The following is a 10,974-nucleotide window of genomic DNA, read 5'->3' as shown; positions in this document are numbered from 1 at the left end:
ACTTCACGGCCCGCACGTCCATGCCGTCGACCTGCATACCGGGGATGCGGAAGGAAACGCCGCGCTGCGAGAACACGGTTTCCGCCGAGGAGCGCGTCACGGACGTTCCCATTGCATAGCGGTTGTTCTCAATGACGTAGACCACCGGAAGCTTCCACAGCGAGGCCATGTTGAAGCTTTCGTAGACTTGGCCCTGATTGGCCGCGCCGTCGCCGAAATAGGTGACGCAAACGGAGCCGTCATTGCGATACTTGTTCGCAAAAGCGAGGCCGGTGCCGAGCGAGACCTGCGCGCCGACGATGCCGTGACCGCCATAGAACTTGTTCTCCTTCGAGAACATGTGCATGGAGCCGCCCTTGCCCTTGGAGTACCCACCACGGCGGCCGGTCAGCTCGGCCATCACGCCGCGTGGATCCATGTCCATGGCCAGCATGTGGCCGTGATCACGATAGGCCGTGATCATCTGATCGCCCTCGCGCATGCCGAGCTTCATGCCCGTCACAACAGCTTCCTGACCGATGTAGAGATGACAGAAGCCACCGATGAAGCCCATGCCGTAAAGCTGGCCGGCCTTTTCTTCGAAGCGACGGATCAGCAACATGTGCTTGTAGGCGGAAAGTTCCTGCTCCTTCGAGAGCGTCGCCGGCGGCGGAGCTTCGAGTGTTCCGCGGAACTGGGTATCTAGTTTTGCGTCAGCCTTCGCTTTCGCCGGCGATGTTCTCGCGGCAGTGGCCATGCTCGACTCCCTCAAACTGTCTCTTGGCGGACATCCACGGGGCTCGGAAGCTCCGATGCCCGGGTCGATGTAGACGCTAGCATGCAGAAAGCCGCACCGCCATGCGCAAAATGCATGGCTGTTATGCGGCTAACCTGTTGAAAGTCGAGGAAGAATAACGATGAACTGAGATCAGGTTCATCAAAGAAACAGGGGCTGATCAGCCTCCGTGCTGCCGCAGGATGACGAGTTCGTCATTGTGGGAAAGGTTCAGCGAGCGGCGTGCCTGCTCATCAAGCATGTCTTTCTCGATCGAACCGTCCTGCAGAAGACGGACTCGCGTTTCCAGTGCAATGCGCTGACTGTGGATCGAATCGAGCTGTTTTTGCAAAGCGATCGCGCGCTCTTCCAAGGCGTACTTGGAGTAGATGCCGTACTCGCCATGCCAGGCATGAAAGCCGAAATAGGATAGAAAAACGATCGTGATGACCGGAAGGATGAGCCGGCCAAAGTTCCGTTGACGATATTGACGAGTCCACATTGGCGCGATCCGCTACTACCGCGCCAATGTGAAGGAACGTGCTTAACAGCGCGTTACAATCAGGCTCAGCGAGCCCGCAAAATGCTCGTGCCGGCGTATTTCGCCTGCGGCCCAAGCTCCTGTTCGATCCGAATCAACTGGTTGTACTTGGCCAACCGGTCAGAGCGCGCCAGCGAGCCGGTCTTGATCTGTCCGCAGTTGGTGGCGACCGCCAGATCGGCAATCGTCGCGTCTTCGGTTTCGCCCGAACGGTGGGACATGACCGCTGTGTACCCAGCCTTGTGGGCCGTCTCGACTGCGTCCAGAGTTTCGCTGAGCGAGCCGATCTGGTTGACCTTCACCAGAATGGAATTGGCCACGCCCATCTTGATGCCATCGCGCAAGCGCGCGGTGTTGGTCACGAACAGATCGTCGCCAACGAGCTGGACCTTCTTGCCGGCCAGATCGGTCAACGCCTTCCAGCCGTCCCAATCATCTTCGGACATGCCGTCTTCGATCGAGATGATCGGGTAATCGGCTGCCAGCTTGGCGAGATACTCAGCCTGCTCCTGCGGAGAGCGGGTCTTGCCCTCGCCTTCATAAACGTAGTTGCCTTCCTTGAAGAACTCGGTTGCGGCGCAATCCAGGGCGATGAACATATCCTCGCCCGGGCGATAACCAGCCTTCTCGATCGACGCGGTGACGAAATCGAGCGCGTCGACTGCGCTCTTGAGATTCGGCGCGAAACCGCCCTCGTCGCCGACATTGGTGTTGTGGCCGGCATCCTTCAAACGCTTCTTCAGCGTGTGGAAAACCTCGGCGCCCATGCGTACGGCGTCGCGCAGACTTTCTGCGCCAACCGGCATGATCATGAATTCCTGGAAGTCGATCGGATTGTCGGCATGCGCGCCGCCATTGATGATGTTCATCATCGGAACCGGCAGGACATGGGCGTTGACGCCGCCGACATAGCGATAAAGTGGCAGACCGGAGGATTGAGCAGCAGCCTTTGCGACCGCCAGCGAAACGCCGAGAATCGCATTCGCCCCGAGCCGCCCCTTGTTGGCGCTGCCGTCCAGCTCAATCATTGCCTTGTCGATCTGCAGCTGGTTCTCGGCGTCCATGCCGCCGATCGCATCGAAGATCTCGCCATTGACGGCGTTCACGGCCTTCTCGACGCCCTTACCAAGGTAACGCTCGCCGCCGTCACGCAACTCAACGGCCTCATGCGCGCCGGTGGAAGCGCCGGACGGTACTGCCGCGCGGCCGAAGGCACCGTCTTCAAGATGCACATCGACTTCAACCGTCGGATTGCCGCGGCTGTCGAGAATTTCGCGCCCGATGATGTCGATAATGGCCGTCATGGCTGCCTCTCCGCTATGATCTGGATCTTGCGGATGTCCTTATCGAAAGCAGGGCGAAAGGCAACAGCGGCCACGCGTCTGCCGCTCGTGAACAGCCGCAGGAGACAGTGGCATAGAGGCTTGGGGCGCCTTGGTGTCAGCTCTTCGCGAGAGCATCAAACGCCATCAGGCGTTCCATCAGAGCTGGCAGCTTGTCGAGCGGAACCATGTTGGGTCCGTCCGATGGCGCATGGTCTGGATCCTGATGTGTCTCGATAAAGACGCCGGCAACACCGACAGCAACCGCCGCCCGCGCCAGCGTCTCGACATGCCGCCTTTCGCCGCCCGTAGAGCCGCCCTGCCCGCCAGGCTGCTGCACAGAATGAGTCGCATCGAAGATCACGGGTGCACCGATTTCCCGCAGCACCGGCAGGGCGCGCATGTCGGAGACCAGCGTGTTGTAGCCGAAAGACACGCCGCGCTCGGTTGTCAAAACATTGGCGTTCCCGGAATCCGTCACCTTAGCCACGACATTCTTCATGTCCCATGGCGCCAGGAACTGGCCCTTCTTGATGTTGACCACTTTGCCAGTGGCTGCTGCTGCAATGAGGAGGTCCGTCTGACGGCAAAGGAAGGCCGGGATCTGTAGGATGTCGACGACTTCTCCAACGATCGCGCACTGCTCTTCCGTATGCACATCCGTGAGAACAGGAAGGCCCAGATCCTTCTTGAGGTCTGCAAAGATCGGCATGGCGGCTTCAAGCCCGGCGCCGCGCTTGCCGCCCAACGACGTGCGATTCGCCTTGTCGTAGCTCGTCTTGTAGATCAGGCCGATCCCGAGCTTTGCCGCCATGTCCTTGAGGCTTCCGGCCATGTCGAAGGCGTGCTGGCGCGTTTCCAGCTGGCAGGGACCAGCAATCAAGGTGAGTGGAAGATCGTTGCCGAAGGTCACCGAACCGACGGAGACATGCGGATTAGGAATGGTCATGATTTTGCTTCCGTAAACAAGAACGGCACGCCTTGGCCGTCTGCCGCGTCAACGCGGAGCGACGAGCCTGCGGCTTCGACCGGGATGCCAGCAGCTTCAAAAAGAGAGCGCGTTGAAGACAGATCTTCAACGCCAAACTCCACTGCCGCAAATTGCAGCGTCGGATCGGCTTCATCCCAGCTTGCATCGCCAAGATGTGCATTCGCTGAAGTGGGCGTCAGAACCGTGATCCGCGACGTACCGGTTTGAACCTCAAAGCCCTCCTCGGTGCGAACAGGTTCTGCATGATCCATCAACGTCGTCAGCAGCATTTCGAAATGATGCGGCTCAGGCGCAACGAGGATCACGCGCTGCAATGTCGTGACGCCGTTCGCATGGCGTGTCAGCGGCGTGCGATCAACGGCCGGAACACCGACGCGCTCACAGGTAAAGAACAGCGCATCCGGCGCTCGAAGATCGCCAGCGAAAGCCAGAAGGAAGCTTGCTTCACCCGATGTGCCATCAGCGCCCGTAAACGGACGCGAGAAGCGCAGCATCTCGCCGCGCGACACTGAGTCGGCGCGGAAGCGTGCATCGTCGGCGGCTGCATCCTGTGTGCCAAGCACCAGCGCCGACAGGCCGTCCTGTGCGACGCGGGTGCGGAATGTTGCATCGTGTCCGACAAAGACATTGCCGGCCTTCGCCGCCTCAGCAGCGCTTTCCTGATCCGCCACAGCAAGTGGTTCAAGAAAGGTGCCGTCAGCTAGGTAGACGCACGCGTTTGCCGTGCCGAACGGATGCTGCCCGCGTGGCGCGACCTGAAAGCCAAGCGCCTGGTAGCGGGCTTCGGCAACGGAAAGATCGCCAACAGGCAAAACGAGGTGGTCGAGGGGACGAAGTTGAGCGCTCATCCACGCGGTCTGCCTGAAATCATTGTCGGGTTCAAGACACCGTCCGCAACCCGACTGATCGCCACCTTAGACCAAGCGGCTCTGTGCCATCGCCGCCCGCACGAAGCTGGCGAACAGCGGGTGCGGCTCGAAGGGACGGCTCTTCAGTTCCGGATGATACTGAACGCCGATGAACCAAGGATGGTCGGCATATTCGATCGTTTCCGGTAGGACGCCATCAGGGCTCATACCTGCGAAAACCAGCCCACAGGCTTCCAGCCGTTCCTTGTAGTCGATGTTCACTTCATAGCGGTGGCGATGGCGCTCGACGATTGCGCTATCGCCATAGATCTCGGCGATGCGTGACCCTTCCTTGAGGCGAGCATCGTATGCGCCGAGCCGCATTGTGCCGCCGAGATCACCAGCAGCCTGGCGCTTCTCGAGCATGTTGCCCTTCAGCCATTCGGTCATGAGACCGACAACGGGTTCATTCGTCTTGCCGAACTCGGTCGATGAGGCGTGTTCGATGCCAGCGAGTGACCGCGCAGCTTCAAGGCAAGCCATCTGCATGCCAAAGCAAATCCCGAAATACGGCACCTTCCGCTCCCTGGCGAACTTGGCAGCGAGGATCTTGCCCTCGGAGCCGCGCTCACCAAAGCCGCCCGGCACCAGAATGCCGTGAACCTTCTCCAGGAATGGGGCCGGATCCTCCTTTTCGAAGACCTCGCTCTCGATCCAGTCGAGTTTTACCTTAACGCGATTAGCGATACCGCCATGCGCCAGCGCTTCGATCAGCGACTTATAGGCGTCCTTAAGTCCGGTATATTTGCCGACAATGGCGATCGTGACTTCGCCTTCCGGATTGTGGATGCGGTCGGCCACCTCGCCCCAGCGCTCCATGCGCGGCTTCGGAGCCGGATCGATGCCGAACGCTGCCAGCACTTCGCTGTCCAGGCCCTCACCATGATAAGCCATGGGCACATCATAGATATTGGCAACGTCCAGCGCCTGAATGACAGCCGATTCTCGCACATTGCAGAACAGCGAAAGTTTGCGGCGCTCTTCGCGCGGAATAGCCCGGTCAGCGCGGACCAAAAGGATGTCGGGTGCAATACCGAGCGCCTGCAACTCCTTAACGGAATGCTGTGTGGGCTTGGTCTTCAACTCGCCGGCCGCCGGGATGAACGGCATCAAAGTCAAGTGGATATAAACGGCCTGCCCGCGCGGCAATTCGTTGCCGAGCTGACGGATCGCTTCCAGGAACGGCATCGCTTCGATGTCGCCAACGGTACCACCGATTTCGCAAAGCACGAAGTCGTAGTCGTCATTGCCTTCACGGACGAAGTTCTTGATCTCGTCGGTGACGTGCGGAATGACCTGGACGGTCGCACCAAGATAATCGCCGCGACGTTCGCGTTCGATGATGTTCTTGTAGATGCGCCCAGTGGTGATGTTGTCGCGGGCATTGGCCGAGCGGCCTGTGAAGCGCTCATAATGGCCAAGGTCGAGGTCGGTCTCCGCGCCGTCGTCGGTCACGAAGACCTCGCCGTGCTGGTAGGGCGACATCGTGCCCGGATCAACGTTGAGATAGGGGTCGAGCTTACGGATCCTCACGCGGTATCCGCGTGCCTGCAACAGAGCGCCGAGAGCCGCTGCTGCTATGCCTTTGCCAAGTGAGGAGACCACGCCGCCGGTGATGAAAACATATCGCGCCATGGGATTTATCGCTTAGCTCTTGCGGATCGATTCCGCCAGTCAAAATCGACAGTCGCCGCCCTTAGCGGTCACTGCCCTGTGCACAAAAGAAAGAGGCCGGCGAACCGGCCTCCCTCGAAGTCTCATATAGCCTGAAAAGATTACAGGACGACGATCTGAGCGCCCATTGGAACGCGCTGGTACAATTCCATCACGTGTTCGTTGATCATCCGGAAGCAACCGTTGGATGCTGCGCTGCCAATCGATTCAGGCTGCGTCGTGCCATGGATGCGGATGTGGGTGTCCGTCTTCCCCTGATAAAGATAGATCGCACGCGCGCCCAGAGGGTTGCTCGGGCCACCGTTCATACCGTCTTTGTACTGTCCATATTTCTTGGGCTCACGCGCCTGCATGTCCTTGGTCGGGAACCACCGCGGCCATTCCTGTTTGTCCCCAACCGTTCCGGTGCCCTTGAACGCCAAACCTTCCTTGCCGACGGCGATGGCATAACGACGTGCCGTATCGCGGGATTCAACGAGGTAAAGACGACGAGCAGTGGTGTCGATGACGATCGTACCCTTCTCATAGCCCGAGAACGCAACCGTCTGCGGTTCGAACTCGGCCTTTACCTTGAAGGGCTTGGTAGCGGCGCGAGCGGCCAGCTTGCCGTCCAGCGTCTGCGTTTCCGGCAGGTAGCGCGGCGGCGCGTCTTCGCCGAAGATGGTCTTGAAGAAGCCACCCTGCGGACGCTGCACGCTGCGCAACTCGCCATTGTTGCCTTCCACGGCGACGTCCACCGTCGGCATGGTGGAAACAGGCTGCACCATCTGCGGCATTGCTACGGTGCGGGTGACCGGCTTAGTCTGTGAAACGGTGTTGGTTTGCGGAACAGACCTGGAAACAGACTTCTTCGTGTCCGCTGCCGAAGTCTTCTTTGCAGTTGCACCCTTCGCAGGGGCAGCGCCGGGCTTGCCCGTCGCACCGGTGGTCACCGTCTGGGCGTCCAGCTTGCGCTGATACATTCCAGCGAAGTCGAAACCACGATCTCCGCCAGCATGGGCCGGAGACACGTAAACAACAGCCGAGCAAAGGCCGGCAACAACAAGGTCACGGAGCAGCATGGGCAAACCTGATTTGACTAAAACGAAGGAGACTCGCGCTCAGGCGATCGCCTGACGCCACCTTCGTCGTTCTTGGTAGTCCCAACTGAGCGAAGGCTCAAGAACCTCGTGCCATCCCACGTAATCGGAACGGCGTGCCGTCGCATCTTTGCAACAGGCTGTGTCCATACGGGCACAGCCTGCATCGCAACCTTATTGACCAGACGGAACCGTGTTGCCGCTCTGAGGCGCTGTGCCTTCTGTATCAGGTGCAGCAGGAACGTTGCTCGCCGGTGCGCCAACCGCTGGTGCGTCAGGTGCCGGGCTGTTTGCAGCGGGCGCAGCAGGAGCATCGCCGGATGGTGGCGTGGCCGGCGCTGGTGTTGAAGGCGCTGCTGGCGTCGACGGGCTGCCACCAAGCTGGTCAAGCACACCATTGCCGTTTCCGGCAGGTGCGGTCTGTGTCTGACCAGGTACGTTGTTTGGAAGACGGTCGAGGATATCGAGCGGATCGTTGCCGTAATATCGCGCGAGCAAGGACAAAGCGAGCGATGTGATGAAGAACGCCGTGGCCAGGATGGCTGTGGTCCGCGTCAAGGCATTGGCAGCGCCGCGCGCCGTCATGAAGCCCGAACCGCCGCCCACGCCCAGGCCGCCGCCTTCAGAGCGCTGCACAAGAACCACGCCTACGAGTGCAAGCACGATCAGGAGGTGAATGACGATGATGACAGTCTGCATGGTTGGGTCCGGAAATATCGGAGGCGGCGACTAGCGCCGACAAAAAAGGATTGGGCGGCTCACTACACGCAAACGCGGGCCAATCCAAGTCCTGCAGCCTGCCGCGCATTGATACCGTATATGGGTGCCGTTGACTAACGACGCAACGCGTCAGCTTAAACCTTCATAAGCTTCGGCAATGGCAAGGAAATCGGCAGCCTTGAGGCTCGCACCGCCTACCAACGCGCCGTCGACATTGTCGACACCCAGTAAGTCTCGCGCATTGGAAGGCTTTACCGAGCCGCCATAGAGAATGCGGACCTTGGCGGCTTCTTCACCGATCAAACGCGTGAGTTCCTGGCGGATATGCGCATGCGCCTGCTCGACGTCCCGCACAGTCGGGGTCAAGCCGGTGCCGATAGCCCACACGGGTTCATAGGCAATGATCAACCCTTGGGCGGTCGACGAAGACGGAACCGATCCGGTCAGTTGTTCAGACATGACACGCAGCGCCTCGCCGTTCACGCGCTGCTCGTGAGTCTCGCCGATGCAAAGAACTGCTTGCAGGCCTGCACGCCAAGCTGCTTCTGTTTTTGCCTTCACATCTGCGTTGGTTTCGCCGTGATCAGAGCGTCGTTCCGAATGGCCAACGATTGCGAACTTGGCGCCAGCATCCCGCAGCATTTCGGCCGAAATGTCGCCGGTGTGGGCTCCGGTTTCGCTGGCATGACAATCCTGCCCGCCGACTTTCACCGGCGTGTCCTTGATCCGTTCGCAGGCGCGGGATAGCAGCGTTGCGGGCACGCAGATCAGCGCGTCCGTCTGTGCATCCAGTCCGTGCATGAAGCCTTGGCCGATCCGCGAAAGCTCGTCGAGTGCCGAACTCACGCCGTTCATCTTCCAGTTGCCCGCGACCAGCGGACGGATGCCAGGGGTCATGCTCTTCTCCTCACCTCATGAACAGGCGGGTGCGTGCGTACCAAATTACGGCGACAAAGCAATCGACACTGCCTGCGCCACGGGCTATTGCCGCTTCAAGCGCCCTCACCTACTCCGGTTGGGGCTGTAATCTTTAGCCAAACGGACTTCTCATGCTGACTTTCCTGCGAAGCGCTGCCGGAACCTGGATCTCCAAGCTGCTCCTGATTCTGCTTGTCGTGAGCTTCGTCGTTTGGGGCGTTTCGGCGCAGCTGGTGAACGGAACGGGCACCAACAACGTCATCACTGCGGGCGACGCGCATGTTTCCCAGCAAGATTTTCGTCTCGCCTATGACCGGCAGATAAACCTTTACTCGCAGCAATTCGGAACCCGGATCACGCGCGAACAGGCGCGATCCTTCGGCATCGAGGATCAGGTGGTCGCCCAACTCGTGGCCGGCGCCCTTCTCGATCAGCAGGCCCGCACCATGGGCCTTGGTGTCTCGCAAGACCGTGTCGCTGCGCTGACAGCCTCCGACCAGGCGTTCCATGGCCCTGATGGTCAGTTTAACCGCCAGCAGTTCCAGAACGTGCTGAGCCAGGCTGGCATGCGTCCCCAGGATTACCTTCTTAACCGCGAGCAGGTCGCGCTTCGCCAGCAGATCGTTGAAGCCGTGTCCGATGGCATGACGGCGCCTGACGCATTCATGCGGGCGGCTGCCCTATACCGCGGAGAGGATCGCACCGTGGATTACGTTGTTCTGCCACTCTCGCTGGTCGACGCGGTGGAAGAGCCGAGCGCTGCTGATCTGCAAACCTATTTCGATCAGAACAAAGCCGAGTTCGCTGCGCCGGAATACCGCAAGATTTCCTATGTCCGCATGGAGCCAGCTGACATCGCAGATCCCAATTCCGTTTCGGAAGAGCAGGTTCAGAGCGACTACGAAAAGAACAAAGCCCGCTTCACGACGCCAGAGCGCCGCAAGATCGAGCAGCTAGTTTTTGGCAATGAGGCCGGCGCACAAGCTGCCGTAGAAGCGATCCGGAACGGCTCGACCTTCGAATCGATCGTATCGGCGCAAAGCAAGACGATCGATGATGTTCAACTCGGCACGCTCGCCAAAACTGAAATTGCGGATAAAGCCATCGCTGACGCAGCCTTCGGTCTTTCGGCTGGGCAAGTCAGCGACGTCGTAAAGGGCAACTTCGGGCCTGTGCTGGTGAGGGTTACGCAGATCACGCCTGAGGTCGTCCGTCCCCTGGCGGAAGTCGGTGACCAGATCCGTCGCGATCTGGCTTTGAGCGAAGCCAACCGGATCCTTCTAGATGCTCATGATCGCTTTGAAGACGCCCGCGGTGGCGGTGCCAGGCTGGCCGAAGCCGCACAGCAACTCAATCTGCGCGTAACAACGATCGATGCCGTCGATCGTCAGGGACGCCGTCCGGACGGCTCCGTAGTGGATGACCTGCCAGCTTCCGCCCAGATGCTGCAGCAGGCGTTTGAAACAGAGGTCGGTGCTGACAATCCAGGCCTGCAAACTGATGCCAAGGGCTATGTCTTCTTCGACCTTGATGCGATCACCCCAGCGCGCGATCGTACCCTCGACGAAGTCCGCGATCAAGTGGTTGAGAACTGGAAGGATGAGCAGGCTGCTTCCCGGCTTTCCGCCCGTGCGGCTGACGCGCAGAAGCGTCTTTCCGACGGAACAGTGACGCTGGACCAGATAGCATCGGAGACAGCTCAGCAGAAACAGACAAAGCGTGGTCTGAAGCGCGATGCCGATGATGTTGAATTCGGTCGAGAAGGCGTTGCCGCTGTGTTCAGCGTTGGCCAGGGGGGATCGAAAGTGACGCCCGCACCTCAGGACGGTGCACAGATCGTGTTCCAGGTCACTGAGATTTCTGAGCCTGTCGCGACAGATGCTGCAAGCCTCGGCGAGGAGCAGGCCCGACGCTTCAACACCGGTATCGCAGATGATTTGCTGGATCAGCTGGTCGCTCGTTTGCAGGGCGAATACAGCGTGCAGGTTAATCGCGCCGCCATTGATCGCGCACTGGCGTTCTGACCATGGCTGACCTGAAGACCTATATCGGAAAGGCGGCGCAAGG

10 protein-coding genes are annotated in these 10,974 nt (G+C 59.8%); 1 reads left to right on the top strand and 9 read right to left on the bottom strand.

Going from position 1 to position 10,974, the window contains the following annotated elements:
- The 9 genes from RTX98_RS17230 to tpiA form a co-directional block, all read right to left on the bottom strand.
- Positions 1-601 (bottom strand): thiamine pyrophosphate-dependent enzyme (locus RTX98_RS17230; protein WP_416223156.1); only part of this gene is annotated, 601 nt, incomplete at its 3' end.
- A 334-nt stretch (positions 602-935) separates the two neighbouring features.
- Positions 936-1,256 (bottom strand): septum formation initiator family protein, encoded by a 321-nt coding sequence (locus RTX98_RS17225; RefSeq protein ID WP_312798040.1) that lies wholly within the window; start codon positions 1,254-1,256, stop codon positions 936-938.
- Positions 1,257-1,321: 65 nt separating this feature from the next.
- A complete protein-coding gene (gene eno / locus RTX98_RS17220) occupies positions 1,322-2,599 on the bottom strand; it encodes a phosphopyruvate hydratase (protein WP_312798039.1) in 1,278 nt (425 codons plus the stop codon).
- A 136-nt stretch (positions 2,600-2,735) separates the two neighbouring features.
- Positions 2,736-3,566 (bottom strand): 3-deoxy-8-phosphooctulonate synthase, encoded by an 831-nt coding sequence (kdsA, locus tag RTX98_RS17215; RefSeq protein ID WP_312798038.1) that lies wholly within the window; start codon positions 3,564-3,566, stop codon positions 2,736-2,738.
- Positions 3,563-4,456, bottom strand: a complete 894-nt coding sequence (locus RTX98_RS17210; RefSeq protein ID WP_312798037.1) for a VOC family protein — start codon at positions 4,454-4,456, stop codon at positions 3,563-3,565. Before RTX98_RS17210 ends, kdsA begins: the two co-directional genes overlap by 4 nt.
- A 66-nt stretch (positions 4,457-4,522) precedes the next feature.
- The gene (locus RTX98_RS17205) at positions 4,523-6,151 is read right to left on the bottom strand and encodes a CTP synthase (protein ID WP_312798036.1); all 1,629 of its coding nucleotides are present in this window, start codon (positions 6,149-6,151) and stop codon (positions 4,523-4,525) included.
- A gap of 140 nt (positions 6,152-6,291) precedes the next feature.
- Positions 6,292-7,251 (bottom strand): L,D-transpeptidase, encoded by a 960-nt coding sequence (locus RTX98_RS17200; protein WP_312798035.1) that lies wholly within the window; start codon positions 7,249-7,251, stop codon positions 6,292-6,294.
- 192 nt (positions 7,252-7,443) lie between these two features.
- Positions 7,444-7,968, bottom strand: a complete 525-nt coding sequence (gene secG, locus RTX98_RS17195) for a preprotein translocase subunit SecG (RefSeq protein ID WP_312798034.1) — start codon at positions 7,966-7,968, stop codon at positions 7,444-7,446.
- Between the two features lie 150 nt (positions 7,969-8,118).
- Positions 8,119-8,886 (bottom strand): triose-phosphate isomerase, encoded by a 768-nt coding sequence (gene tpiA, locus RTX98_RS17190; RefSeq protein ID WP_312798033.1) that lies wholly within the window; start codon positions 8,884-8,886, stop codon positions 8,119-8,121.
- Positions 8,887-9,038: 152 nt separating this feature from the next.
- Between tpiA and RTX98_RS17185 the strand changes: the two genes are divergently transcribed.
- Complete coding sequence (locus RTX98_RS17185) at positions 9,039-10,931, top strand: SurA N-terminal domain-containing protein (protein WP_312798032.1); 1,893 nt, start codon at positions 9,039-9,041, stop codon at positions 10,929-10,931.
- Positions 10,932-10,974 lie beyond the last annotated feature (43 nt).

Origin of the sequence: Tianweitania sp., from assembly GCF_032053605.1 — a bacterium.
Taxonomy (GTDB): Bacteria; Pseudomonadota; Alphaproteobacteria; order Rhizobiales; family Rhizobiaceae; genus Tianweitania.
This window is presented reverse-complemented; position numbering and strand designations above follow the sequence as displayed.

Excerpts from the sequence above, each read along its gene's own strand:
- kdsA (WP_312798038.1), bottom strand. The coding sequence starts at position 3,566 with ATGACCATTCCTAATCCGCATGTCTCCGTCGGTTCGGTGACCTTCGGC.
- RTX98_RS17205 (WP_312798036.1), bottom strand. The coding sequence starts at position 6,151 with ATGGCGCGATATGTTTTCATCACCGGCGGCGTGGTCTCCTCACTTGGC.
- RTX98_RS17185 (WP_312798032.1), top strand. The coding sequence starts at position 9,039 with ATGCTGACTTTCCTGCGAAGCGCTGCCGGAACCTGGATCTCCAAGCTG.
- tpiA (WP_312798033.1), bottom strand. The coding sequence starts at position 8,886 with ATGACCCCTGGCATCCGTCCGCTGGTCGCGGGCAACTGGAAGATGAAC.
- RTX98_RS17210 (WP_312798037.1), bottom strand. The coding sequence starts at position 4,456 with ATGAGCGCTCAACTTCGTCCCCTCGACCACCTCGTTTTGCCTGTTGGC.
- secG (WP_312798034.1), bottom strand. The coding sequence starts at position 7,968 with ATGCAGACTGTCATCATCGTCATTCACCTCCTGATCGTGCTTGCACTC.
- RTX98_RS17200 (WP_312798035.1), bottom strand. The coding sequence starts at position 7,251 with ATGCTGCTCCGTGACCTTGTTGTTGCCGGCCTTTGCTCGGCTGTTGTT.
- RTX98_RS17225 (WP_312798040.1), bottom strand. The coding sequence starts at position 1,256 with ATGTGGACTCGTCAATATCGTCAACGGAACTTTGGCCGGCTCATCCTT.
- eno (WP_312798039.1), bottom strand. The coding sequence starts at position 2,599 with ATGACGGCCATTATCGACATCATCGGGCGCGAAATTCTCGACAGCCGC.